Below are 24,491 nucleotides of genomic sequence, written 5' to 3' on the forward strand. Positions count from 1 at the left end.
GGCCAGCAGTCGGGCCGACAGCACGGCGCCTGGGGCGGCAGCATGGCAGCCCGGCGGCCGTGGCGAGGTGGGTGCGGTGGGCGCGGTGAGGCGTCGGGGGCGGCCGCCGCGAGCGGGTGTCCGCCCCGGCGCCTTCGGGGAGTGGTGCGGCTGGGGCGTAGGAGTCGGATTCGGGGGTATGCGCGCGGTCATGAACGGGGTAATGAAGGCGGTCCGCATGGAACCTGTCCCTCCCGACGAGGGCTTCCCGGGTCCCGAGCGGGTCCGGATCGAGACAACGGTGGCCCTCGACGGAGAGACCGGCTGCATCGCCGGGGCGCGGGAGTTGACGGGTGAATTCCTCGCGAGTGTGCAGCGCGATCACGGCGTGCCGGTGTCGGCCCGCACCATGGACCTGTCGCAGCTCGTGGTGAGTGAACTCGTCACCAACGCCCTGCGCCACGCGCCCGGCCCGGTGCTGCTGCATCTGCGGATCGTCGGTGCCGCCGTCGAGATCGCGGTCTGGGACAGCGCCCCGGCGCTGCCGACGCCGCGCGCGGCGGATCCGACGAGGGTGGGCCAGCACGGCCTGGAGATCGTCATGGCCGTGGCCCAGGAGGTCGACGTCGTACGGGAGCCGGTCGGCAAGCGGATCGTCGCCCGGCTCGGGCTGCTCGACGGCATCTGAGCCCTGTCGTCACCTCCGGTCCCGCGCCCGGTCCGGCCCCGGTCCGTACCGGTGAGCGGGACCGGCCGGGGACCGCACCGCGGTCCGGCGCCCGGCACGCACTCCTGCCGCACCGGGCGACGGCCCGCGTACGTCCTCCATCCAGGACGAGCACTCCCGACCGGCACGCCGGGAGTGCGCACCGGGCGCCGCCCGGCCCGCTCTCGGGTGGACGGACGACGGGAAGGCGACCACGGGATCAGGGGGCGGTCACCGTGCGCGGGCGACACAGGCAACTGCACGATCTCCACCTCGGCCCCGCCGTCCACCCTGGCCAGCGTCCCGCGCGGGACGGACGGCGGCCGTCGTCGCCCCGGTGTCAGGGCTTGTACGGGAGCGCCGCGCAGTTCGAGCCGGCGGGCCTGCCGTCGAGCCGGTCGGTCAGCCAGGAGATGGCGTCGCCCTGGTCGGCGAGCAGCGGGGCGAAGTGGTTGAGCAGGGCGTTGCCCAGCGGCAGCAGGACGACCGGCTTGTAGGTGACGTTCGCTCCCTTCGCGCACCAGTCGACCGCGAGGTCGCGTGCCTGTCCGTGCGGCACGAGGTTGTCGGCGGTGCCGGTCGCCACCCGTACCGGGGACGCGGGCCTGAGCCTGCCGATGCGCTGGTCGGCCAGGAACGCCTTGAGCGCCGGCTCGTCCTCGATGATGGCGCCGAGCGAGCGCCCGTCGGTGGTCCAGGCGGTGCTGCGCGCCGAGTTGTAGGCGAGGAGGGCGTCCCCCACGCACATGGTGGACAGATCCTTCAGGGCCGCCTTGCCGGCCGCGTTGAGGTGCGCGTCCGCCACCGGCTTCAGCTCGGGGTCGGACTCCAGGAAGCCGTTGACCGACCAGCCGAGCGCCCCGGCGAGGTCGCTGCCGTCGATGGCCGCGGTGACGGCGACCAGGTCGGCGGGCGGCGCTCCGCTGTAGGTGCCGGCGAGCGGTACGTCGGGGGCGTACGTGGGCTGGAGTTCGGCGGCGGCCGCGGTGGCCCCGCCGCCCTGGCTGTAGCCGAACAGCGCCACCCGTGAGCCGTCCGTGAGCGACGTCCCGTCGAGGGAGCGGACCGCGCGGACGGCGTCCAGCACGGCGTGCGCCTCGTCGACCCGGTTGACGTAGGTGTGCAGCCGGTCCGTGCTGCCCAGGCCGGTGTAGTCGGTGACCGCGACGGCGACACCGCGGGCGAGCAGGCGGTAGATGCCCAAATCCTCGTAACCGACCGACACCGTCTGCCCGTTGAGCACGAGCGGGCGTTCCAGGCCGAGGGACGCGGCGCACTGGTCGCCCTGTCCCATGGTCCCGGGCGCCACCACGACCAGCGGCCGTGGCCCGGTGCCCCTCCAGGCGGCCGTCGGTTCGATGTAGGCGCCCGTGACGGCCATCGGCCGGCCCGCCGAGTCCGTGGACCTGTACATCAGGCGGGTCGCCCGGCCGGGCAGCGGACCGTCGATGCCGGGCAGGCTCAGGGCGAGGGGCAGCCTCTCGGTGCGGATCAGCGCGCCGTCGGCGGCCGGCAGCGAGGCGGGCGGGTTGTAGAAGGCGGGGATGGTGACCCCGCGCGAGACCACGGGTTCCGTGGGTGCGGCGGCGGTGGCCGGAACGGCCGTCGTGCCGAGGCAGGCGGCGGCCGTGACGGCCGCGGCGAGCAGGCGGGTGGGTGCGGGCATGGCAGACCTCCGGGGGGAGAGAAGGCAGGCCGAGCTTCTTCTGCGGCTCGGGTGACGCGCGATCCGGTGAGGACGGACCGCCCGGCACGCGGCGGCGGCCGTCCCACCACCGCCGCATGCCGTACGGGAAACGCTCTTAGACGAACTGTCAGGACGGTAGCGGTGGTGGGGTTACCCGGGGTAGCGGTCGGTAGGTTACGGTTCAGTAATATGGCGGTCGTGGCCCGAACCGGTCCCGTGCGCCGGTCACGGACCCGTCCCCGCGCCCAACTCGCCGCGGTCACCGGTGTGATTGACTGCTTGTGTGGTGCACGAGTCGATCTTCCGGACCAGGGACGTCCCGGCGGCCGACCGGTTCGACGCCTGGGTCGAGCGCATGGGCCGCACCCACGCGCCGATGCGGCTCAGCAGCGACCGCGCGGCGGACTACGACGGCTGCCAGCGGGCGATCGTCCTCGGCGACGTGACCGTGTGGCCCGCCACCTTCGACCCCCTGGTCTTCCGCCGGACCCCCGAACTCATCCGCGCCTCCGACCCCGAGGTCCACCACCTCTCCCTGCTCCTCAAGGGGGAGGGGGCGGCCAGTTGGGGCAGCAGCCGGCAGGCGGTCTACACGATGAACGACTTCCACATCAGCAGCTCCTCGCGCCCCTTCGAGATCCACACCGGAGCCGACCCGGTCACCATCGTCGGGGTGGAGATCCCGCGGGCCCAGGTGCCGTTGCCCGGCCGGCACGCCGACCAGGTCGTCGGAGGCCGCATCTCGGCCACGGACGGCATCGGCGCCCTGCTGGCGCAGTTCCTCCGCCAGCTCGCCGCCGACACCTCCGTCTACCGGCCCGCCGACGGACCCCGCCTCGCCACCGTCGTCGCCGACCTGGTCTCGGCGGCCTTCGCGCACGCCCTCGACGCCGACGCGTGCCTGTCGCCGGAAAGCCGCGACCGGACCCTCATCCTGCGCGTCAAGGCGTTCGTCCGCCACCACCTCGCCGACCCCGAACTGACCCCCGCGGCCATCGCCGCCGCCCACCACATCTCCCGCAGCCACCTGTACCGCCTCTTCCAGGCCGAAGGCCTCACCGTGGCCTCGTACATCCGCGACCAGCGGCTGGAACACGCTCGCCGCGACCTTCTCGACCCCGCCCGGAGCACGACCCCGATCCACGCCGTCGGCGCCCGCTGGGGCTTCCCGCGGGCCGCCGAGTTCACCCGCGCCTTCCGCACCGCCTACGGCCACCCGCCCAGCGAACTGCGCGCCCGTGACCACCCGGAGCCCGGCGTGCCCGGAGACGCTCCGCCAACCGACCGTGGACGCCACGCCAACGACAAGGCCCCCCGTTCCGGCGCATCCTGGTGACCACACGGCGGCGGACCGTCGCCGGAGTCCGGGCGGCGTGCCAGGACCACGGGGGAGTCCTGGTACGCCGATGCCCGGTGGGCGGTCGTGACGGCCGGGCGGACGGCGGTGCGGCGGGTGGTCCGGGCGACAGACGCCGGGAACCGGGCGGCGACGGACCCGCCGACGGGCGCCGGGAACGGCAGCGCTGCCGTTCCCGCCGACCGCCCGCGATGATCGAGTGGTGACGGTGCGGGTCGCGGCGTACGGTCGAACGGGAAACACGACAGTGGACGCAATCGTTTACTGAACTCCGAGGGGACCGCCTCTCGCGCGGGTGACACGCTATGAGCACATCTCCGCAGCCCACTTCCGCGTCGCAGACCTCCGTCCGGCCCCCGGGCGGCGGCGGACACGCGATGGCGTTGTTCGTCATCGCCTCGTGCCAGCTGATGGTGGTCCTCGACATCACCATCGTGAACATCGCGCTCCCCGAGATCCAGCGCTCCCTGGACTTCTCCACCGAGAACCTGTCCTGGGTGGTCAACGCCTACACGCTCACCTTCGGCGGTCTGCTGCTGCTCGGCGGCCGGGCCGGGGACATCCTCGGGCGGCGGCGCGTGTTCGTCTTCGGCGTGCTGCTGTTCGTCCTGGCCTCGCTGCTCGGCGGACTCGCCCAGGGCCCCGGCCAACTCCTGGCCGCACGCGCCCTCCAGGGCGTCGGAGGGGCCATCGCCTCCCCGACCTCCCTCGCCCTGATCAGCACCACCTTCCGCGAAGGACCCGAGCGCAACCGGGCGTTCGGCGTGTTCGCCGCGGTCTCGGCGGGCGGCGGCGCCATCGGACTCCTCGCCGGAGGCATCCTCGTCGAGTGGCTGAACTGGCGCTGGGTCCTCTTCGTGAACGTCCCCATCGGCCTGCTGATCGCCCTCGCGGCGCCCCGCTGGATCAAGGAGTCCGAACGCCACCCCGGCCGCTTCGACATCGCCGGCGCGGCGACCTCCACCGCGGGCATGGTCCTGTTGGTCTACGGCTTCATCCGGGCCGCCCAGGACGGCTGGCGCGACGCGCTCACCCTGGCCTCCTTCGCCGGGGCCGTCGTCCTCCTCGTGGTGTTCATCCTGGTGGAGCGGCGCTCCCGGCAGCCGATCACACCCCTGCACATGTTCGCCGACCGCAACCGCGCGGGCACCTACGGCATCATGCTCTGCCTGGCCGCCGGCATGTTCGGCATGTTCTTCTTCCTCACCCTGTTCGTGCAGAACGTGCTGGACTTCAGTCCCCTCCAGGCCGGACTGGCGTTCCTCCCGGTGAGCGCCGTCATCGCCCTCGGCGCGGGCCTGGCCTCCCGGTTCCTGCCGACGTACGGCCCGAAACCCTTCATGGTGGTCGGCGCCGTTCTGGCCGCCGCGGGACTGGGCTGGCTGACCCTGACGGACGTCCACTCCACCTACGCCGGCAGCGTGCTCGGCCCGATGCTCGTCTTCAGCCTGGGGATGGGCATGGAGTTCGTCTCCCTCACCCTGATGGCACTGTCCAACGTGCCCACCCGGGAGACCGGCGCGGCCTCCGGGCTGCTCAACGCCACTCAGCAGGTGGGTGGTTCACTCGGCCTGTCCATCCTGGTCACCATGTTCGGCACGGCGAGCAACAACGAGGCGGACGAACAGGTCCCGGCGTTCCTGTCCCGGGCGACCCCGTCGGAACGCCTGCGTTTCCAGCGCACCGGCGAACTCCCGTCGCCCTGGAGCGACGAGATCCTCACGGCGGGCGTGTCCGCGGCCTTCGTGGCGGCTGCGGTCTTCACGCTGGTCGCCGCGCTGATCGCCCTCCTGGTGATCCAGGTCCGCCCCTCCGACCTCGAACGCCTCAAGGGCGACGGAGCGGCGCCACCGGGCGGCTGAGACCGCCCCACCGGCGCCGTCGGGGGCATGCATGCCCCTGCCGGGGCGGCCGGGGCGTGGTGACGGGGAGCGGTGGCGGTGCGTCGCGTGGTGAGGACCGGCGGTGCATCGCGCGGGACGGCACCGGCGGCGCCGCAGTCGCTCCCCGCGTGTCGCGTGGCTGCCGGCGGGGATCACATGGCCGGCCACGGCACGACGCCCCGCCGGGTCGGTAGGGTCCGCTCATGGTTCATCGAGACGTGGATCGAAGCGTGGGCGTCCTGCACCCCGGCTCCATGGGCGCGAGCGTGGCGGCGCAGGCCGTGGCGGGAGGTGCCGAGGTCCGGTGGCTGCCCCGCGGGCGGTCGGCGGCGACGCGGCGGCGGGCGGACGGCATCGGTCTGCGAGCCGCCGCCGACCTGGGGGAGCTGGTGGAGAGCTGCCAGGTGATCCTGAGCGTGTGCCCGCCGGCCGCCGCCCTCGACGTCGCCCGGGAGGTGGCACGGGCCGGCTTCCGCGGCGTCTACGTCGACGCCAACGCGGTCAGCCCCGAACGGATGGCGGACATCGCCGAGGTGCTCACGGCCGGCGGTGCCTCGGTCGTGGACGGCGGGATCACCGGTCCGCCGCCCCGCGAGGCCGGTACGAGCCGGCTGTACCTCTCCGGAGACGCCCCCGCCGTCGCCCGGGTCGCCGGCCTCTTCCAGGCCACCGCCCTCGCACCCTTCCCACTGGAGGGCCCGATCGGCCGGGCGTCCGCGCTGAAACTCTCCTTCGCCTCCTACAACAAGATCGCCTACGCCCTCGCAGCCCAGGCCTGTGCGCTGGCCGACGGACACGGCGTCCTGGACGAGCTGATCGACCTCGCGGCCGGGGCACTGCCCGGCACGCCGCTGGCCGGCCTCGAGCGACTGGCCGGCGCGGGCCGCAAGGCCTGGCGCTGGGAGCCGGAGATGGGGGAGATCGCCCGAGCCTGCGCCCAGGTCGGCCTGCCGACCGGCTTCGCCGAGGCCGCCGCGGAGACGTTCGGACGCTGGGAGGCGCACAAGGACGACGGGACGGTGACCGGCGCCCGGCTGATCGCCGATCTGCGCCGGACCGAGCGGCCCGGGGAACCCGGCACGGCGTGAGCCGCCCTGGGCGCGGCGGGACCGGAGCACCGCCGCACCCGCGGCCGCCTCAGTCGTCGAGCGCCGACAGGACCTCGCGGAGGTCGACGAACTTGAAGTTCGTCGCCGTACGGTCCCCGGCCTCTCCGGCGTCGTCGTGCCCGTCCTGCACGACGAGCAGACCACCCGGGAACCTGCGGCCCAGAGGCGCGTTGAGGGCCGCGGCGCCGTCGCACTCCTCCGACCCGTCGGGGCCCGTCGCGGTGGCGGCGACCCGGAAGCCGCCCTCGTACTCGTTGTTGTCGCTCCGCTCGCGGTCGTAGGCGGCGAAGGTGTCGTCGCCCTGGCTGGAGGCCAGCAGATGGCCGTCGCCGTCCGCCTCCGTGACCAGCGTCAGCCCCTCGACGTCCGCGGTGACCCGGGTGCCGCCGTAACCGGGGTCGGTACCGCTCACGCACTCCTCGGTGGCCTCGTCGTAGGTGCCGGGCACGCCGTACTCCCGGACGGTGTCGACAAGTTGGGGCGTCCCCTTCAGAGTGGCGGGCACGCGCCAGATGCCGACGTCCTCCTGACCGGCGTACAGGGTGCCGTTCGCCGGGTCGACGACCATGCCCTCGACCTGGGGCTGTTCACCGGGCTCCGCGCACGGCGACCACGAAGTGCCGTTCGGCAGGCGGAAGGAGGACGGCAGGGTCAGGGTACGGACCGTGCGGTAGCCGACCTTGCCGTCGGCCGTCGGCGTCAGTTCGAGCAGGGCGACGGTGGTGCGCTCGCGCCGGCTGACCAACGCGTAGGTGCGGCCGCTCGCCCTGTCGGTCCAGGTGGCGAGACCGTACGCGGTGCGCTGCTCGTTGATCTCCGCCTGGTCGGCGGAGAAGACCGGCGCCACCGCCGGGTCCGTGACGTCCGAGAGGGGGCGGCCGGGCGACGCGGGGTCGATGCGGTAGAAGCGCAGCCGGTCGTTGCCGCGGTCCGTGGTGACCGCGAGATCCGCGCGCCCGGTGGACAGCCGCAAGCCCCGCACCACGTCCACGTTGTTGTAGCGGCCGGGCGCGTCCCCGGCGCCCGGCCCGGCGGGCGCGGCCACCGACTGCACGAGCCGGGTGCCGAGGTCGTACACCCGCAGACCGCCCTCCTTCGCGGTGGCGACGACCAGGCTGGCGTCCGGGTCGGCGTCGTTGCGCCAGATCGCGGGGTCGTCCGCGTCCGAGTTGCCGCCCGCCTCGTCGTCGTACAGGGCGGGTGTCTCGACGCGCGGGAGGACGACGGGCAGGGCGTCGGCCTCGTCGGCGGAGGCGGGAAGTGCGGCGGTCAGAGCGAGCGACGCCGTGAGGACGGACACGGCGAAAGTCCTCGGAAGCGTTCTGGCCACGTCGACCTTCCTTCGGTTGGGGGCAGGACGAAAGCAGTGGTGATCTTGGTCGTGAGGGCGAACGCTGGGGCGGCTTACGGGTGAAGGGCGGGCGCCTACGAGGGGAACAGCTGCCGCACACGACCGGAGCCGCTGCCCGCGCGCGCCCCGGACCGCTGCCGAGCGGCTCCGCAGGCGGCGATCCCGTCGACGAGATCGGCGAGCCCCGTGGCCCGCACATGGCGCGCTGGACGTCCGGGGACCCGTTCGTGGCGGCCCCGATGCTCCCGCCGCGCTCCCTCAGCCGGGCCAGACCGTCCAGCACCGTGGGTCGGCAGGCGACGGCGGCGGCCGTCCGGTCGACGTACACCCGCCACGGATGACCGGCCGACTCGCCCAGCCCGAACGCGGCACGCAACCGCGCGACGTCCGACCGCTCGGCGCGCTCGGCGAGTTCGGCCGGCGGCCACCGCTCGATCTCGGGTCCGTACGCGTGGTCGTGGCAGAGGTCGGCCACGGCGTCGGCGAAGGCGGAGGTACGGTCCACCAGCGGGCCGTCCAGATCGAAGAGGGCGAGGCGCATGAACGGTCCCTACCCGTGCGCCCTTCCGCCCCAACGCCGTTGTCGGCCACGGCAGGTGGCACGCGTGCGCCGTGGCGGGTTTGCGGCCCGAGGGAGCGGCAACGCGAAGTCCATGACTGAACCGAACACGGAGACGAACGAAGAGCGCGCCACCAAGCGCGCCACCGCATCCAAGGCCCGACGCACGGCGGACAAGGCGACCGCCCCCGCCGCACAGGCCGCAAAGGGCGCCGCGGACAAGGTGGATGACGCCGCGTCGACCGCCGGTTCCAAGGCCGGTCGGGCCGCCGAGGGGATCGGCGGCGCGGCCCACGGCGCGGCCCGCGGCGTCGAAGCGGGCCGCCAGGCGCTCGCCGAGAGGACCGGGCAGGTCGCGGCCACGGCCAAGTCCGCCACCGAGCAGGTCGCGGCCACCGCGAAGACGGCCACCGGCCAGGTCACGGCGACGGCCAGGACCGCCTGGACGGTCATCGCCCACCGCAAGCTGATCGCCGCCGGTGTCGGCGCCGGCGTGACCGCGCTGACGGCCGTGTCGTACGCGGCGGGCCGCCGCTCCGGCCGCCACACCCACGGCCCGATCACCCGGCTCACCGGCGGCCGCATCTGACGCCCCGCACGCGCGGTGGGACGCACCCCGGCAGGACCGGGCCCACCGCGCGGAGGCGGGGAGGAACGCCGCGGGCCGACCCCGGGGAAGCCCGGGGCGGTCGGTCACGATGAACCGCCCCAGCCGGGGCACACGCCCCAAGTGATCTTCGTCGAAGGCCGCTTGGGAGGAACCACCACCGTGACCGCACCCACCCGCCCGATACGCCCCGTGCGCCGCCGTCGCTTCGACCTGCGCACGACGGCCCTTTTCTTCGTTCTCCTCGCCCTCCTCCTGACGCTCGTGGGACTCGCCGCCCGCACCGCCGCGGCCGCGGCGGAACGCCGGCCCGTGTGGGCCGTTACCCTGCTCGTCCTCGGCTCCGCCGCCATGGTCGCCTGCGATCGCGGCCGACGGCGCTGGTCGGCGCGCAGAGTGGTACGGCGCGCCGCCGAGGCCCTTGAGGAGGCGGCCGAGACAGCCGTCGACGCACTCGGCGATCCACCCGTCCAGACCGTCCGGGCCGTCCCGGCAGGAGTCGCCGACCCGGCCCCGACGCCCCTCGCCGACGGCCTCCAGCGGACACTCGTCATCGGCACGGCCTCCACCACGGACGTCATGGACACCGTGAACGTCATGGACACCGTGGACGTCATGAACACCGTGGACGCCACGGACGCCACGGACGTCATGGATTACTACGAGGCCCTGGACCCGGACGAGTTCGAGCAGGCGATAGCCGGCCTGTGCGCCCGCGACGGCTGCACGGACGTCGAAGTGGTGGGCGGCGCGGGCGACTTGGGCGCCGACGTCACGGCGTTCGCGCCGGACGGACGCCGGCTCGTCGTCCAGTGCAAGCGCTACGGCGAGGGCCACAAGGTCGGCTCCCAGGATCTGCAGCGCTTCGGCGGCACCTGCTTCACCGTCCACGAGGCCGACGTCGCCGTCGTCGTCACCACCCAGGACTTCACCGCGCCCGCCGCCGAGTACGCGCGGCAGTGCGCGATCGTGTGTGTGGACGCCGAGCTGCTGCGCGCCTGGCACTCCGGCGCGGGGCCCCGCCCGTGGGAGCTGCCCGCCGCGTGATGACGCGGGCCCTCACGGCCGGGTCGCGAATTCACCGCCGTCAGCCCGGTTCGCCTTCGTCGACAGGGGAACTTGGCGGTGAGCGGAAGAGGCCAAGCACAGGAGGTCGTCGTGGCGGTCCGGCATCGGCTGATCAAGACATCCCCGCGGCGGGTGTGGGCCGTCCTCGCGGACGGTGAGCGGTACGCGGACTGGGTGGTGGGCACGGCGGAGACCCACCCGGTGCGGGGCCTGTGGCCCCAGGTCGGCGCGGAGATCGGCTACGAGGTCAGGTTCGGCCCCGTCCGGCTCACCAACCGGACCGTCGTACGGCGCTGCCATGAGGGTGCCGCCCTGGAACTGGAGGCGCGGGCGGGCGTGCTCGGCACCGCGAGGATCGCCATCGAGCTGCGTCCTTGGGGCGAGCACTGCCTGGTGATCGTGGACGAGCACCCCCTGCAAGGGGCGGGCGGAGCCCTGCACAACGCGGGCGTGGAGGCGCTGATCCAGCTCCGTCACCGCGCGATGCTCGCCCGGCTGGCCACCGTGTGCGAGGACGGATCCGCCGGCACCGACACCGGACCCGGCCCGGTGGCGGTGCCCGCGCACGGCGGTGGCGATGCCTGACGCCGTGGTGATCGGGGCCGGCCCGAACGGCCTGGTGGCCGCCAATCTGCTGGCCGACGCCGGCTGGAGCGTGGAGGTACTGGAGGAGCAGCCCCAGCCCGGCGGAGCGGTGCGTCACGACAGGGGAGTGGACCCGGACTTCGTCAACGACCTGTTCAGCTCCTTCTACCCGCTGGCCGCCGCCTCCCCGGTGGTGTCGGCACTGCGCCTGGAGGACCACGGCCTGCGGTGGAGTCACGCTCCGCACGTCCTGGCGCACCCGCTGAGCGACGACAGGTGCGCGGTCCTGGACCGGCGGCTCGACGTCACCGCCGCCTCCCTGGACGCCTTCCACGACGGGGACGGCGCCGCCTGGCGCCGGCTGCACGAGATCTGGGAACGGCTGCGCCCCGACATCGTCGACGCCCTGTTCACCCCCTTCCCGCCGCTGAAGGCCACCGGGCGGCTCGCCGTCCGGCTGCGCGCGGCGGGCGGCCTGCGGCTGGCCCGCACCCTCCTGCTGCCGGTGCGGCGCATGGGCGCCGAGGAGTTCGGCGGCGAGGGCGGCCGCCTCCTCCTCGCAGGGAACGCCCTGCACGCCGACCTCGCCCCGGAGGCCGCCGGCAGCGGCGGCTTCGGCTGGCTGATGTCGATGCTGGGCCAGACGTACGGCTTCCCCGTGCCGGCCGGCGGCGCCGGCGCCCTCACCGACGCGCTGGTCCGCCGGCTGCGCGCCCGCGGCGGCACCCTGCGCTGCGGGCTGCGGGCGGACCGGGTCGTCGTCCGCGACGGACGCGCCGTGGGCGTACGCACCGCCGACGGCGGGACGCTGACCGCCCGCCGTGCCGTCCTCGCGGACGTGTCCGTCCCCGCCCTCTACGGCGAGCTGGTCGAACCCGAGAACCTCCCGAGTCAGGTGCTGGCCGACCTGAAGCGGTTCGAGTGGGACTTCGCCACCTTCAAGGTCGACTGGGCCCTCGACGGACCCGTGCCCTGGCGGGCCGAGCAGGCCGCGCGGGCCGGCACCGTCCACCTGGCCGACGGCCTCGACGAACTCACCCGCTTCGCCGCCCAGATCGCGATGCGGCAGATCCCGGACCGCCCGTTCTGTCTGTTCGGCCAGATGACGACGGCCGACGCGTCCCGCTCCCCGCAGGGCACCGAGTCCGCCTGGGCCTACACCCACGTGCCGCACGAGGTCGCCTCCGACGCGGGGGACGAGGGCCTCACCGGCGCCTGGTCCCCCAAGGAGCAGGAGCTGATGGCCGACCGGGTGGAACGCCAGGTCGAACGGTTCGCGCCCGGCTTCCGCACCCTGATCCGGGCCCGCCGCGTCCTCGCCCCGCCCACCCTCCAGGCACTCGACGGCAACCTCCTCGGCGGCGCCATCAACGGCGGCACCGCGGGCATCCACCAGCAGCTCGTCTTCCGTCCGATGCCCGGCACCGGACGGCCGGAGACACCGGTACGCGGCCTCTTCCTCGCCTCCGCGGGCGCTCACCCGGGCGGCGGCGTGCACGGAGCGCCGGGCGCCAACGCGGCCCGCGCTGCGCTGCGGCGGCACCGGTCACCGGGACTGACCGGGTTCCAGCGCGCCCTCACCCGCCGCGACCGCGCGGGAGACCCACGACCCGGATGAGGATCACCGACGAACGGAGCGAGCAGTGGCGCACACCCCGCTGGGGGGCTCGGAGCGTGGCCCCCTGAAGGACCGCACGGTCGTCGTCACCGGCGCCGCACGGGGCCTGGGCGCCGCCCAGGCGCGTGCCCTGGCCCGGCGCGGCGCCCGGCTGGCCCTGCTCGGCCACGAGCGGCCGGCCCTGGAGGCGGTCGCCGCCTCGCTGCCCACCCCGGCCCTCGCCGTCGAGGCCGACATCACCGACGAACAGGCACTGCGGGACGCCGCCGGGACCGTCCGCGCCCGGCTCGGCCCGCCCTCGGCCGTCGTCGCCAACGCGGGCGTCGCCGAGGGCGGCCCCTTCGCCCAGGCCGACATGGCCTCCTGGCGCCGCATCGTCGACGTGAACCTCATCGGCAGCGCCCTCACGGCGCACGCGTTCCTTCCCGACCTGCGGGAGACGGCGGGCTACTACCTCCAGATCGCCTCGCTCGCCTCCATCGGCGCCTCGCCGCTGATGAGTGCCTACTGCGCCTCCAAGGCCGGTGCCGAGGCCTTCACGCACGCGCTGCGCGCCGAGGAGGCGCACCACGGCGTGGCGGTCGGTATCGCCTACCTGAACTGGACCGATACCGACATGATCCGGGACGCCGACCAGCACGCCGTCCTGCGGGAACTGCGCGCCCACATGCCGGCGCCCGCCCGGCGCGTCCATCCCGTCGAGACCGTCGCGGAGCGCCTGGCACGCGCCGTCGAACGCCGCAGCACCGCCGTCTACGTGCCCTCGTGGCTGCGCCTCGCGCAGATCGCACGGGCCGCGCTCCCGCCGCTGGTACTGCGCGTGTCCCGTCGGGAACTGCCCCGCATCGAGGCAGAGGAGCCCTTCCGCCCCACGGGGCTGCTCGGGGCCGGAGGACGGGCCGACGTGGACGCCTCGCCCGACCCGTGACCGCGCCTCGCCGCACGGTCGCGGCGGGTCCGTCGGGCCGCGGACGGCTCAGAAGGCGTAGCGGACGCGCAGCCACGGGGCGTGGGCGCCGATCAGGTCGCGCAGGGCGCCCAGTGCCTCGGACTTGATCGCGTTGCGGTACCGGACGTTCAGCGCGCCGTTCTCGGAGCGCTTGTCCTGCTGGAGTTCCGGCTGCCACAGCACCTGCTCGGCACGGGGATGCCAGCCCAAATTCACCTCGTGCAGGTCCCGGTTGTGGGTGAGCATGATCACCTCGGCGGCCGCCTGCCGCTTGACCCGCTCGGGCAGTACGTCGTCCAGCTGTCGCAGCAGGTCGCCCCAGGCCTCGCGCCAGCCGGGCCGCAGGACCACGGGGGAGAGGTTGAAGTGCACCTCGTACCCGGCGTCCAGGAAGTCGGCGGCGGCGGCCACACGGTCGGCGACCGGTGAGGTGCGCACGTCCAGGAGACGGGCGTCGGCCTCGGGCATCAGGGAGAAGCGGATCCGGGTCCGGCCCCGCGGCTCCAGCGCGAGCAGGTCGGGATTGACGAACTTGGTCGCGAAGGACGCCTTGGCCGTGGGCCAGTGGCGGAACGCGCGGACCAGATCGGCGGTGTTGTCGCAGACGAGGGCGTCCACCGAGCAGTCGCCGTTCTCCCCGATGTCGTACACCCATGCCGTGGGGTCGCACTGGTTGGGCTCCTGCTTGGGGCCCTGCCGGGCGATGTGCCGGCCGAGGTGGGCGATGATCCGCTCGATGTTGGTGTACACGGTGATGGGGTTGGCGTAGCCCTTGCGGCGCGGCACGTAGCAGTAGGCACACGCCAGGGCGCAGCCGTTGGAGGGGCCGGGGGCGATCCAGTCCGCCGAACGTCCGTTGGGGCGTGTGCTGAGTGTCTTCCTCTCGCCCAGCACGAGCGTCTCGCCCTTGACGCGCACCCACCGTTCGACGTTCCCCTCGTTGCCGTGCAGCCCGGGTACGCGCCAATGGGAGTCGATCTCGATCAGCCGGGCGTCGGGGAAGCGGGCGATGATCTGGCGGCCGCGCGCCGAGGCCGCGGCGGCCGGTTCGGCGTGGATCTCCCGCACGGGCAGCAGACGGCGGGCCGTGCGGGAGTGGCGGAACGACGGACCGGCGGTGGACGAGGCCGGCTCGAGGGCGTCGAGGCCGAACAGTGCGTCGTCCCCGTCGTCCGGGCCGGCCGACGGGGCGGGCATGGGGGCTCCGGAAAGGGGTGCGGGGGCGGAACGGGACATACCACTCTACGCATACCGGACGCGTGGCCGTCGCCGGTGCGGGGACGGCCCCGCACCGTCGGGCGGCGACGGCACTCCCGGTGCGTCGTCGGGGGCGGCAGCGGCGCGTCGGTCATGCATGTGGGTGGGTTGCGTGGATCCGCTGGTTCCGCATGTCGGTGGGTTGCGCGGGTCCGGTGGTTCCGCATGTCGGTGGGTCCCGCGGGTCCGCTGGTTCCGCACGTGGATCGGTCCCTCAGGTCCGCTGGTCCCGCACGTCCGCCGGCGGCTGTACGGCCGTCGGTCTCCGCACGTCGGTCCGGCACGTGGGCCGGCCCGTCAGTCGGCCTCCGGCGTCGGCCGCCGGCGCAGCACCATCAGGGCCGTGTCGTCGCCCAGAGCCCCCGCCGCGTGGCGGCGCAGGTCGCGGTAGACGGTCGCCGGCAGGTCCGCCGCGCGTACCTCGTCCCACGCCGCCGCCCGCTCGTCCAGCGGATAGAACCTTCCCGACGGATCACGTGCCTCGGTGACCCCGTCGGTGCACAGCAGCAGCGTGCCGCCCCGCGGGAAGGTGAACCACTCAACCGTACGGGGCTCCGGGGAGAGGGCGTCGAGACCCAGCGGGACGCACGGCTCACCCCGCAGCACCGGACCGTCCCGGTCGGCGTGCAGCATGAGCGGCGCGACATGACCGCAGTTGATCACCTGGACCTCCGGGTCCGGGTCCGGGCCGATGCCGAGGACCAGCGCCGTCACGAACCGCTCGCTCTCCCCGGCCTGCGCCGCGAAGGAGTTGTGGCGCAGCACCGCGTCCTCCAGGGCGTCGACCACGGCGGTCAGCGTGGGCTCGGAGACGGCCGCCTCACGGAACGCGCTGAGCACCGAGAACGCCGCGCTGATGGCGGGCAGCCCCTTGCCCTGGACATCGGCGATGAAGACCCGGCTGCCGTACGGCGAGGACACGACCTCGTACACGTCGCCGCCGACCCGGCTGTCCTCCTCCACCGGCTGGTAGAGACCGTGCACGATCAGCTGGTCCGTCATGAGCGGGAACGGCCGCAGCAGCTGCCGCTGGAGGGCGGCCGCGGCGGACCGCAGCCGGGCGATCTCCCGCTCGCCGCGGACCCGCTGGGCCGCCCGGGCGACGCTCAGCGCGTTGAACACGAGGGCGAAGACGACGGTGGCCGTCGCGGCGCCGATGGTGTCCTCCGCGGTGTCGAACAGGGCTCCGGCGATCATCACCGTCACCCAGGAGGAGGCGACGGCGGTCTGACGCACGCTGCCGCGTCCGGCGATCAGCGCGGGCAGCACCACGAGGAAGGGCGCGAGCCTGGTCTCACGGCCCAGGAAGATGCCGACGACCGCGAGGAGCACCGTCACCGCGACGAGCCAGAACAGCACCACCCACCACCGCAACGGCGGCGGCCTACGGTCCTTCCCGCCTGCCGCGGACGACCCGTTCGGCTCTCCGGAGGTGTTCACCGTCTCTCCCGCTCCCTGCCCCGGTCTTCGGCGACCCGCCGGGAATCGGGACGGGAACACCCTTCCCTCTCAATATCCGCCTCCCGCGCCGAGCCCGCCGATCGCGGCATGGTGATCGTATGACCGTGCTCGCCGTCCTGTTCGCCGTTCTCGGTGCCGCCAGCAACGCCGTGGGCACGGCGTTCCAACGCAAGGCCGCCGCCGGGGTGCCGCGCGGCGGCGGACTCCGGCTGCTGCGCGCCCTCGTCCGCCGGCCCGCCTGGGTGGTCGGCGTCGCCGGGGTCGTGGGTGCCGCCCTCTTCCAGGCGCTCGCCCTGGTCAACGGACCCCTGGCCCTCGTCCAGCCCCTCTTCATCCTCGAACTGCCCTTCGCCCTGCTGCTGGCCGTGCCGCTGCTGCACCGCCGCCTGTCCGCCGACGGCTGGCGGGCGGTCGCGGCACTGGTGGCCGGCCTCGCCCTGGTCCTGCTGTCGGCGGCCCCCTCCGGCGCCCGCGACCAGGCGCCCATGACGCACTGGATCCCGGTGCTGACGCTCTGCCTGGGCGCGATGGCCGCCGCCGTCGTCCTCGCCCGCCCCACCCGCTCACCCCTGTTCCGGGCGGCGGCACTGGCGAGCGCCGCCGCCATCGGCAACGCCCTGACCGCCGCGTTGATGAAGTCCGCCACCGGCCGCCTCGCCGACGACGGCCTCGGCGCCTTCCTGACCGTCTGGCAGACGTACGGCTTCGCCCTGGTCGGCGTCTGCGCGCTCCTGCTGCTGGAGAACGCGCTCCAGGCCGGTCCGCTCGTCGCCTCGCAGCCCGCGCTGACCGTCGGCGACGCCACGGTGAGCCTGCTGCTCGGCGTCACCCTGTTCGACGAGCACATCCGCACCGGATGGTGGCTCGTCCCCGAGGCCGCGGGGGCACTGCTGATCCTGTGGGGCGTGTTCCGGCTCACCCGCGTGGTCCCGAACCTCGCCGACATCGTCCGGTAGGCCCGCGTCCGCGCAGCTCGACCGCACGCCGCACCGGCGAGGCGCCCCGACCACCCCGCCGCCCCGGAGTCCCGTCGGACCGTTCGTCGCGGTACCTCCCAGCCCTTCCAGCCTTCCCCGGACAACGCGCGGTCTCCCGGCCCTCGGCGCGGCCGACTGCCGATCCGAGCAGGGCCGACGGCCGACTACGAGGTACCGGACAACCCGCGCGGCCGACGGCCGACTACGAGGCGCCGGGCAACCCCGCACGGGCAACCCCGCACGGGCAACCCCGCACGGATCCGGACCGCGGCGGGGGGCGCCCGTACCGACACCCGCCGACCCCGGCGCGGCGGGTGACGACACGCAAGCCCCCGCTCAGCGGCCGGTGCGTCGCTCGGCCCGCTCGGCCCGCTCGGCCCGCTCGGCCTCCTGGGCGGCCTCGCGCGCCTCCCGCTCCGCACGGGCGAGCGCGTCGGCGGCCGTCCGCCGCCGCTCCTCGGCCTCCCGCCGCTCCTGCCGGGAGAGCTGGAGTTCCTCCCGTACGGCGTGCAGGTGCCGTTCGGCGGCGGCCACCTCCTCCTCCGCCCGCTCATGACCCTCGCCCGCCCGCCGCAGCCCGGTGTCGGCCTCCGTCAGTTCGGTACGGCGCTCGCGCAGCCGCTCCTCGGCCGCCTCCGCCGCCTGCCTGGCCCGCGCGAGTCGTCGCTCGCGCTCGCGGCGCCGCTCGCCGATCTCGTCCTTCGCCGGGGTGCTGCCGGTCGCGGCCCGCGCGGCCGCCGTACGGGCCGCTTCGGCCGGTGGGCCGCTGCCGGGCAAAAGGTCCGACGGCGGCGTGAGGGCGCTCTCCAGCCGGCCGGCGGCCCACTGCTCGGCGGCGGCCGGGTCGGCCAGCACCGCCTGGAGCGTCGCCTCGACCTCCTGCCGCACCGAGGCCGACAACCGGTGTCCCGCCTCCGCGGCGAGCTGCGCGGCCTGCGCGGACAGCGCCGCGACGACACCGCGGCGCCGTACGGACAGCTCCTTGATCCCGGCGCGGTCCAGGGTGCCGTACGCCTCGCGCAGGGCCTCGCCCAGTTCCAGGAACCGGAGGCTCTCCTGCGGCCTGGACCGCCGCAGCAGGTTCGCCGCCCAGGCGGCGAGCGAGGGCCGGCGGGCGGCGTGCAGCCGGCGGGCGTCCTCGGCGCGCCCGTCCGTGCGGGCGCGCAGGGCCAGTTCCTCACGCCGGGAGACGAATCCGGCGGGCGGGGACGCGTACAGCTCGTCGAGCGCCGCCTCCAGCTCGTCCCCGGCTCCCCGCTTTCCCCGTACGTCCTTGCGCGGCACGCCTCCCAGACTCCACCGGGCCGGGCTCGGGCGCACCTCGACGCCCAACCCGTCGGGCAGGATGGGTACCGGGGCGTCCGGTAGGCGGAGCCGGGGAGGGGAGCGGTGCGTGGGTGAGCAGCCGGGCCGCGCGTGGACGGCCATGACACCGGGGGACTTCGACCGGGACGAACCGCTGCGGCTGAACGTCCGCACCGGCGGCGGCGCCGTCCCCGCCGAGCCGGACGAGTGCGGGACGGCGCCCCTCTTCGGCGACGAGGCGCCGGCGGCCCGGCGTCCCCCGGCCCGGCCGCGCCGACGGGATGCCCCGCCGCACGAGCAGGAGCGCCTGTTCTGACGGCCGCCCGCCCGGCGCGGGGCCGGTCAGCGGCCTCCCGTGTACTGGAGCACCAGGAGGGCCACGTCGTCGGTGCGCTTGCCGGCCGTGCCGGAGGTGCGCAGCAGGGTGTCGACGAGCGCGTCCAGGTCGCTGTCGTCGGCGCGGCCCAGCTCCCCGGCCAGCTGGTTCATCGAGTCCTCCAGATCGACGCCCGGTGACTCGATCAGTCCGTCCGTGTAGAAGGCGAGCATCATGCCCGGCACCAGGGGGATCCGTGTGACCGGGAAGTCGGCGTCGGGATCGATCCCCAGGAGGGGGCCGGGCGGCAGGTCGAGGGGCCGCGCCGCACTGCCCGGCAGTCGCAGCAGCGGCGGCGGATGGCCGGCACTGGCCAGCTTGACGTGCCGGTCCGCGAAGTCGAGACGGGCGTAGAGGCAGCTGGTGAACAGGTCCGGGCCGAGGTCGGTGAGGAGCCGGTTGGTCTCGGCGAGGACCCGGTCGGGGGGAGCGCCGAGGGTCGCGTGCGCGTGCACCCCGATGCGGACCTGTCCCATCAGCGCGGCGGCGGCCACGTTGTGCCCCTGGACGTCGCCGATGACGGCCGCCGCGGCGACGTCGTCGAGGCGGATCAGGTCGTAGAAGTCCCCGCCGATGTCCATGCCGCGGGTGGCGGGCAGATAGCGTGCGGCGACCCGCAGACCGGTGATCGCGGGCAGCGTGCGCGGCAGCAGCGCCTGCTGGAGGCCGTGCGCGAGGTCGTGCTTCATGTCGTACAGCCGGGCACGGTCCAGCGCCTGGGCGATCAGCCCGGCGAGCGAGGTGAGGACGGCTCGTTCCGCGGCCGGGAAGTCGTGCGGTTGCTCGTACGACAGGACGCAGATGCCGACCGGGCGGCCCGAGATGATCAGCGGGAGGAAGGCCCAGGCCTGTTTGCCGCTGATGTGCGGTGCCTCGGGGTAGATGCGCCGCATGTCCTCCGGGTCCGCGAAGAACGCGGGGATGCCGCTGCTCAGGGCGCGTCCCGCCGGGGTGAAGCGGGTGTCCAGCGGCAGTCCGTCGAGGCGTTCGATGGTCCGGGGCGAGTAGCCGCGGTACCCGGTGATCCGCAGCCGGCCGGCGTCCGCGGTGGACAGCACCAGCCCCTGGGCGCCGAAGGCCGGCATGATCTGGTCGGCGACCAGATCGATCACGTCCTGCACGCCGACGACCTCGGTGAGGGCGGCGGCCAGATGCGTGAGCTGGTACAGCTGCCCCATCCGGGACGGCGCGGCCGCGCTCACGACCTGGCGGGGCGCCGACACGGGCAGGTCCTGCGCACCGCTGGGGACGATCCGGACGCTGATGCCGCTGGCGTCCGGGTACAGGTGGAATTCCAGCCACTGGCCGGGCGGCCGGCAGGCGGTGAAGGACACGGGCTCGCGGCTGAGCACGGCGGCGCGGTAGCGGTCCTCGTAGGTGGGCTCGTCGAGCCAGCGCAGCGACTGCCACGGGAGCATGCCCAGCAGCTCGCCGGCCTCGCGGCCGAGCAGGGCGCAGGCTCCGGAGCTGAGATAGGTGAAGCGCCCCTCCAGGTCCAGGCCGCAACTGCCGCCTGGCAGCCGTTCGACGAAGTCGGCCGCCGCCATCGCCGGTCCGGCGTCCCGGCGGCCGCTCCCGACGGGCAGGACCCGCGGCCGGCCGGCGTCGGCCGGCCGCCTGCCGGACTCGGCGGCCTCCTCGAGCAGCCGCGCCAGCCGCCGGCAGCTCGACATGATGTTCCCCTGCTCCCGTCCGGTCATGTACGGCGGCCGGGTGGCCGGCCACATCAGCAGCAGGGCTCCCCAGCGGCGTACGCCGGTGACCGGTGTGGCGGCCAGTGCCAGCGGATAGGGGAGCGCCACCGCCGTGCGCGGATAGGACCGGGCCAGGTCGCTCTGGGTGCCCACCCACACCATGCGCTCCTCACGGACCGCGTCGGCCACCGGCGCCGGAGCCGACACGGGCACCCGCGCCCACGGTTCCGCCAGCTCGGCCGGGGCCCCGCACAGGACGTCCAGGCGGAGCACCTGCTCGTCGCGGGAGAGCAGGTAGAGGGCGCCGACGGACGCGCCGGTACGGCGTACGGTCTCGGCGAACGCGGCGTCCAGGCCGTCGACGGCCGGATCACCGGTGTCGGTCACGAGGCACCTCCAGCGTCACAGGGGAGTCCTCCGGACGGCCGCGGGCGGCTGTCGGCTGCTCGCGCGACGCGGCCCTCCCGCGCGGGACATGCCGTGCCTCTTCCCATGGAAGGACGCTACGCCGATGCGGCACGCTCGGCACGTCCCCGGCGGACCCCGTGCGGGGCGAGCGCCTGCGGAAGCCGGTCGACGTCCTCGGCGGAGCCGAACGGCGACGGCCCCCAACGGCCCGACGGTACGCCGCCCGCCGTCGCGCCGCCCGCCGTCGCGCCGCCCGCCGTCGCGCCGCCCGCCGTCGCGCCGCCTGCCGCCGAGGCGGCGGGTCGACTCCAGGGCGCGCAACGAGCAGGCCGGCGCGCCCACCCGCCCCGTGCCCGGCGCCACGCCGGAAGACCGCGAACCGCCGGGAGACCCCGCCGGGGTGCGGCGGCCGGCCACCGTCGGCAGCAGGGCGGACTGCGCCGCGCGGCCGGTGCGCGGACCGTGCCTCCCCGCCGACCTGCGACAGGCCGGCCGGTTCCGGCGCTCCGGGTTCTCGTGGGCCGCGAACGCGCCGGGGAGCGGTGGGCGGCGGGAGCGGGGACGGCGGCCGCCGGGCGCGGCCGTCCGCCCGAGGAGGTCGACGGCGGCCCCGACCGCGGCCGCCGCTCCCACGGCGGCGTGCCCCGTCCGAAGCGGCGGAAAAACAGGGGGTGTGCGGCTGTGATTCCTGGGCACACGTGTTCCGTGTGAGGTGGGGCGGTGCACCTGGGGAGGTCTGCGCCGCCCCGCCCCCTTGTCCGGCCGTCCGGGGGCGCGGCGGTCAGGAGACGGTGGCCGGCGGCGGCGTCCAACGGCCGGTCCTCGCCGGCCCCTCCGGGACTCCGTACTCCTTCCTCAGCTGCTCGGGGATGGCGTAGTGCATGACACGGCCGCGGGTGAGGGAGGACAGCTCCAGGACGGTGGTCAGGTGGCCCAGGCGGTCCAGGGCCCAGCCGCCCATCGGTGAGCGGTCCTCGATCGACTCCAGGACCCCGAGGAGGTGGGGGACGGCCTGGACGAGCGTGTCCCACGGGGTGCGGGGGACGTCGAGCCAGTCCGCGCAGGTGTCGCCGACGAGGTAGCGGATCAGGGCGGACACGATCGGATCGAAGAAGGTGCCGGGGACGACGTCCTCGTACAGGTCGATGAGCTGCCTGGTGAGATGGGCGCCCTCGGCGGACGGACCCATGTGGCGCAGCATGTACAGGTCCAGGAACCGCCGGGCCTCCGGCAGGGTCCCGGGCACCGCGTCCTGGTCCACGCCGAGCATGGCCCCGACGACACGCCAGGCGTAGAAGTACGCCTCCGCGCCCTCCTGGGAGAGGTGGATGCCCAGACGGTGCAGGGAGTCCAGGACGAGCAGGGAGAAGAACATCTGCCCGCCGATCATGTCCTCCTGGCAGATCGGCACCCCCAGGGCCGGCACGTCCCAGCGGTTCTCGCGCACGAGATGGTGCCGGATGGAGGCGTGCAGCAGCCGCACCTTCTGCGCGGCGGGGATGAACCGGCTGCCCGCCTCGAAGGCGTCCGGCCGCATCAGCAGCACGGTGAACTGGCCGGTCTCCGCCATGCGCCTGGACGGATAGCTCAGTCCGTGCGTGGCCGACAGCAGCCGGGCCACGTGCGGGACGAGGTAGCAGGCGGGCATGGAGGCGAAGGACAGCGCGGTGGAGATGTGCACGTTGTTGTCGATGAAGAACAGCCGGGCCTTCTCCATCACTGTCCAGTCCACCCAGTGCGGCGGCGTGCTCGTCGCGTGGAGGTACTCGCGGGCCACCTCGGGCAGCCCGTCGGGCAACTCCTGGCCGACGGTGGAGACATAGCGCATCAGGGTGTTGAACGTGCCGACCTCCCCCCGCTCGAACAGGGTGGCGACGACCGCGTCGGCCAGTTCGTCGCCGCCGCGGCGCAGGGCGTCCATCGACGTCTCGGTGTAGGGCATCGGTTCTCCTCGACGGGCGGTGTCCGTGGGCCGGCGTGTCCGGTTCGCGGGACGGGAAGGGGGATCGGCGTCAGTGGAGACGGTCGGTGGCCCGGTGCGCGAGGTCACCGAGCGCCCGCCGCGCCTGCGAGGGGACGGCGACGTCGTCCAGGGCGCGCGTGGCCTGCTCCACCCGCGTGTGGATCATCCGTTCGATCCGCCGCGGCGCCCCCACCTCACGCATCAGCTCCCGTACGTCGTCCAGGTGACCGTCGTTCAGGTCGCGCCGCCCCAACACCTCGCGCAGGCGTCCGCGTTGCGCCGGGTCGGCGGCGTTCCAGGTCTCGGCGAGCAGGGCGGTGGGCCGGTGCGTCCGCAGGTCGTCCAGACCGGCCTTGCCGGTGCGTTCCGGGTCGCCGAACAGGCCCAGCAGGTCGTCGCGGAGCTGGAAGGCCTCGCCCAGCGGCAGCCCGTAGGCGGAGAGGCGCTCGCGCAGCGCGGGTGAGGCACCGGCGAGCAGCCCGCCGATCAACAGGGGCTGTTCCACCGTGTACTTGGCGGTCTTGTGGCGGACCACCTGGAGGGAGGCGGCGGTGTCCGGCCGGCCGCCCGTACGCAGGATCTCCAGGCATTCGCCCGCGACGAGGTCGCGGGCGAGCGCGGCCCACAGTTCGCGGGATCGGCCGAGGTAGGCGGCGGGCAGTCCGCTGGTGACGAACAACTGGCCGGCCAGGGACATCAGGAGGTCGCCCACCAGCATGGCCAGTGCCCGGCCGGCCGGGCGGGCGTCGGGGCGTTCGCGCAGGGCGGTGGCGAAGGCGACGTGGGCGGTGGGCGCGCCGTGGCGCAGGGGGCTGTCGTCGATGAGGTCGTCGTGGACGATCGCGGCGGCGTGCACGAGTTCCATGGAGGCGGCGGCTCGTACCAGGGCGTCGCTGTCGGGCTGTCCGGACGCCCGCCAGCCCCAGTAGCAGAACGCGGCGCGCAGGCGTTTGCCGTGCCCGGCGGCTTCCCGCAGCCGCTCGGCCACCGGCCGCAGGTCGTCGTCGACCGCCACCAGCAGGTCGGCCTCCTCCGCGAGCCGGCCGCGCATGACCGTGTCGACGCGGGTCCGGAAGGCCGCGGCGTCCCAGGCGTCAGACACCGCCGGAGTCGGCCTTCTCGCGGGCGAGCCGGTGCCGGGCGAGCACCTCCAGGTGGGCCTCAGGCACGTTCGTGTACCGGTCCAGGGCGAGTCTGCCGCGGGCCTGGAGTTCCTGCTGGGCGGCCTGGGCCAGCTCGGCCGTGTCGGACCGGCGCAGCAGCCCCCGCAGCCTGCCGAAGGCCGAACCGACCGCGTGCGCCGCGAGGTCCGCCAGACCGGCGGCCAGGAGCAGGGCCTGCTCCTCCCGCCCGGGTCCGCGAGGTGCCGGATGCGTCATGCCGCTTCCCCCATGTCCGAGTGCCGTCGCCGTGAAGGCACCTCCGAGCATGGCGGGCCGCAGGGGGAGAAGATCGCTGGATACCCCATCGAGTGACGGACCGGACGTATGACTGACGGGCCGCACGTATGACTGATGGGACGTATGACAGACCACCGCCGCGCGCCGTCGCCCCGCAGCTCGGTGGGTCCGGCGGGCCGGCGGGAGCGGGTC

20 protein-coding genes are annotated in these 24,491 nt (G+C 74.6%); 11 read left to right on the top strand and 9 right to left on the bottom strand.

Annotated features, from left to right (window positions below; genetic code table 11):
- Positions 1-217: 217 nt before the first annotated feature.
- A complete protein-coding gene (locus ACFYO5_RS20930; RefSeq protein ID WP_356569367.1) occupies positions 218-667 on the top strand; it encodes an ATP-binding protein in 450 nt (149 codons plus the stop codon).
- A gap of 358 nt (positions 668-1,025) precedes the next feature.
- On the opposite strand, the gene ACFYO5_RS20935 is transcribed toward ACFYO5_RS20930, so the two are convergent.
- Positions 1,026-2,351 (bottom strand): lipase family protein, encoded by a 1,326-nt coding sequence (locus tag ACFYO5_RS20935; protein WP_388710542.1) that lies wholly within the window; start codon positions 2,349-2,351, stop codon positions 1,026-1,028.
- A 304-nt stretch (positions 2,352-2,655) separates the two neighbouring features.
- Here ACFYO5_RS20935 and ACFYO5_RS20940 point away from each other — a divergent pair, with 304 nt between their 5' ends.
- From ACFYO5_RS20940 to ACFYO5_RS20950, 3 genes are all read left to right on the top strand, one after another.
- Positions 2,656-3,708, top strand: a complete 1,053-nt coding sequence (locus tag ACFYO5_RS20940; protein ID WP_356569371.1) for a helix-turn-helix domain-containing protein — start codon at positions 2,656-2,658, stop codon at positions 3,706-3,708.
- 326 nt (positions 3,709-4,034) lie between these two features.
- Complete coding sequence (locus ACFYO5_RS20945; protein ID WP_388710546.1) at positions 4,035-5,591, top strand: MFS transporter; 1,557 nt, start codon at positions 4,035-4,037, stop codon at positions 5,589-5,591.
- Positions 5,592-5,815: 224 nt separating this feature from the next.
- The gene (locus ACFYO5_RS20950; RefSeq protein ID WP_388710549.1) at positions 5,816-6,700 is read left to right on the top strand and encodes a DUF1932 domain-containing protein; all 885 of its coding nucleotides are present in this window, start codon (positions 5,816-5,818) and stop codon (positions 6,698-6,700) included.
- 49 nt (positions 6,701-6,749) lie between these two features.
- Here ACFYO5_RS20950 and ACFYO5_RS20955 read toward each other — a convergent pair whose 3' ends face one another.
- A complete protein-coding gene (locus ACFYO5_RS20955; protein WP_388710551.1) occupies positions 6,750-8,021 on the bottom strand; it encodes a phytase in 1,272 nt (423 codons plus the stop codon).
- Between the two features lie 704 nt (positions 8,022-8,725).
- Between ACFYO5_RS20955 and ACFYO5_RS20960 the strand changes: the two genes are divergently transcribed.
- The 5 genes from ACFYO5_RS20960 (at position 8,726) to ACFYO5_RS20980 (ending at position 13,437) form a co-directional block, all read left to right on the top strand.
- Complete coding sequence (locus ACFYO5_RS20960; protein WP_388710554.1) at positions 8,726-9,220, top strand: hypothetical protein; 495 nt, start codon at positions 8,726-8,728, stop codon at positions 9,218-9,220.
- Between the two features lie 180 nt (positions 9,221-9,400).
- On the top strand, positions 9,401-10,285 hold the full coding sequence (locus ACFYO5_RS20965) for a restriction endonuclease (protein WP_388710557.1): 885 nt from the start codon (positions 9,401-9,403) through the stop codon (positions 10,283-10,285).
- Positions 10,286-10,396: 111 nt separating this feature from the next.
- On the top strand, positions 10,397-10,891 hold the full coding sequence (locus ACFYO5_RS20970; protein WP_388710560.1) for an SRPBCC family protein: 495 nt from the start codon (positions 10,397-10,399) through the stop codon (positions 10,889-10,891).
- Positions 10,884-12,509 (top strand): phytoene desaturase family protein, encoded by a 1,626-nt coding sequence (locus tag ACFYO5_RS20975; RefSeq protein WP_388710563.1) that lies wholly within the window; start codon positions 10,884-10,886, stop codon positions 12,507-12,509. The genes ACFYO5_RS20970 and ACFYO5_RS20975 overlap by 8 nt, the downstream gene beginning before the upstream one ends.
- Before the next feature lie 25 nt (positions 12,510-12,534).
- Complete coding sequence (locus tag ACFYO5_RS20980; protein ID WP_388710566.1) at positions 12,535-13,437, top strand: SDR family oxidoreductase; 903 nt, start codon at positions 12,535-12,537, stop codon at positions 13,435-13,437.
- Between the two features lie 48 nt (positions 13,438-13,485).
- Here ACFYO5_RS20980 and ACFYO5_RS20985 read toward each other — a convergent pair whose 3' ends face one another.
- Together ACFYO5_RS20985 and ACFYO5_RS20990 are read right to left on the bottom strand one after the other, a co-directional pair.
- Positions 13,486-14,655, bottom strand: a complete 1,170-nt coding sequence (locus tag ACFYO5_RS20985; protein ID WP_388710569.1) for a spore photoproduct lyase family protein — start codon at positions 14,653-14,655, stop codon at positions 13,486-13,488.
- 357 nt (positions 14,656-15,012) lie between these two features.
- Positions 15,013-16,155 carry a PP2C family protein-serine/threonine phosphatase gene (locus tag ACFYO5_RS20990; RefSeq protein WP_388710572.1) on the bottom strand — a complete coding sequence of 381 codons (1,143 nt, stop codon included), beginning with the start codon at positions 16,153-16,155 and terminating at the stop codon, positions 15,013-15,015.
- A gap of 119 nt (positions 16,156-16,274) precedes the next feature.
- On the opposite strand from ACFYO5_RS20990, the gene ACFYO5_RS20995 reads away from it, so the two are divergent.
- The gene (locus ACFYO5_RS20995; protein ID WP_356569393.1) at positions 16,275-17,132 is read left to right on the top strand and encodes a DMT family transporter; all 858 of its coding nucleotides are present in this window, start codon (positions 16,275-16,277) and stop codon (positions 17,130-17,132) included.
- 357 nt (positions 17,133-17,489) lie between these two features.
- On the opposite strand, the gene ACFYO5_RS21000 is transcribed toward ACFYO5_RS20995, so the two are convergent.
- A complete protein-coding gene (locus tag ACFYO5_RS21000) occupies positions 17,490-18,437 on the bottom strand; it encodes a hypothetical protein (protein WP_388710576.1) in 948 nt (315 codons plus the stop codon).
- Between the two features lie 109 nt (positions 18,438-18,546).
- Between ACFYO5_RS21000 and ACFYO5_RS21005 the strand changes: the two genes are divergently transcribed.
- Positions 18,547-18,774, top strand: coding sequence for a hypothetical protein (locus ACFYO5_RS21005; protein ID WP_356569397.1), 228 nt, complete (start codon positions 18,547-18,549; stop codon positions 18,772-18,774).
- Between the two features lie 26 nt (positions 18,775-18,800).
- Here the strand turns inward: ACFYO5_RS21005 and ACFYO5_RS21010 are convergent, their stop codons facing one another.
- From ACFYO5_RS21010 to ACFYO5_RS21025, 4 genes are all read right to left on the bottom strand, one after another.
- The gene (locus ACFYO5_RS21010; RefSeq protein ID WP_388710579.1) at positions 18,801-20,915 is read right to left on the bottom strand and encodes a SpoIIE family protein phosphatase; all 2,115 of its coding nucleotides are present in this window, start codon (positions 20,913-20,915) and stop codon (positions 18,801-18,803) included.
- Between the two features lie 802 nt (positions 20,916-21,717).
- Complete coding sequence (locus tag ACFYO5_RS21015) at positions 21,718-22,878, bottom strand: oxygenase MpaB family protein (RefSeq protein ID WP_388710582.1); 1,161 nt, start codon at positions 22,876-22,878, stop codon at positions 21,718-21,720.
- A 70-nt stretch (positions 22,879-22,948) separates the two neighbouring features.
- Positions 22,949-24,001 carry a polyprenyl synthetase family protein gene (locus ACFYO5_RS21020; protein WP_388710585.1) on the bottom strand — a complete coding sequence of 351 codons (1,053 nt, stop codon included), beginning with the start codon at positions 23,999-24,001 and terminating at the stop codon, positions 22,949-22,951.
- Positions 23,994-24,278 (bottom strand): polyprenyl synthetase, encoded by a 285-nt coding sequence (locus ACFYO5_RS21025; RefSeq protein ID WP_356569404.1) that lies wholly within the window; start codon positions 24,276-24,278, stop codon positions 23,994-23,996. The genes ACFYO5_RS21020 and ACFYO5_RS21025 overlap by 8 nt, the downstream gene beginning before the upstream one ends.
- Positions 24,279-24,491: the final 213 nt, after the last annotated feature.

This window comes from Streptomyces sp. NPDC006259 (assembly GCF_042870975.1).
GTDB lineage: Bacteria > Actinomycetota > Actinomycetes > Streptomycetales > Streptomycetaceae > Streptomyces.

Coding starts and splice junctions, on each gene's coding strand:
- ACFYO5_RS20950 (WP_388710549.1), top strand. CDS start 5,816: ATGGTTCATCGAGACGTGGATCGAAGCGTGGGCGTCCTGCACCCCGGC.
- ACFYO5_RS20960 (WP_388710554.1), top strand. CDS start 8,726: ATGACTGAACCGAACACGGAGACGAACGAAGAGCGCGCCACCAAGCGC.
- ACFYO5_RS21015 (WP_388710582.1), bottom strand. CDS start 22,878: ATGCCCTACACCGAGACGTCGATGGACGCCCTGCGCCGCGGCGGCGAC.
- ACFYO5_RS20995 (WP_356569393.1), top strand. CDS start 16,275: ATGACCGTGCTCGCCGTCCTGTTCGCCGTTCTCGGTGCCGCCAGCAAC.
- ACFYO5_RS21025 (WP_356569404.1), bottom strand. CDS start 24,278: ATGACGCATCCGGCACCTCGCGGACCCGGGCGGGAGGAGCAGGCCCTG.
- ACFYO5_RS20935 (WP_388710542.1), bottom strand. CDS start 2,351: ATGCCCGCACCCACCCGCCTGCTCGCCGCGGCCGTCACGGCCGCCGCC.
- ACFYO5_RS20975 (WP_388710563.1), top strand. CDS start 10,884: ATGCCTGACGCCGTGGTGATCGGGGCCGGCCCGAACGGCCTGGTGGCC.
- ACFYO5_RS20945 (WP_388710546.1), top strand. CDS start 4,035: ATGAGCACATCTCCGCAGCCCACTTCCGCGTCGCAGACCTCCGTCCGG.
- ACFYO5_RS20930 (WP_356569367.1), top strand. CDS start 218: ATGGAACCTGTCCCTCCCGACGAGGGCTTCCCGGGTCCCGAGCGGGTC.
- ACFYO5_RS20985 (WP_388710569.1), bottom strand. CDS start 14,655: ATGCCCGCCCCGTCGGCCGGCCCGGACGACGGGGACGACGCACTGTTC.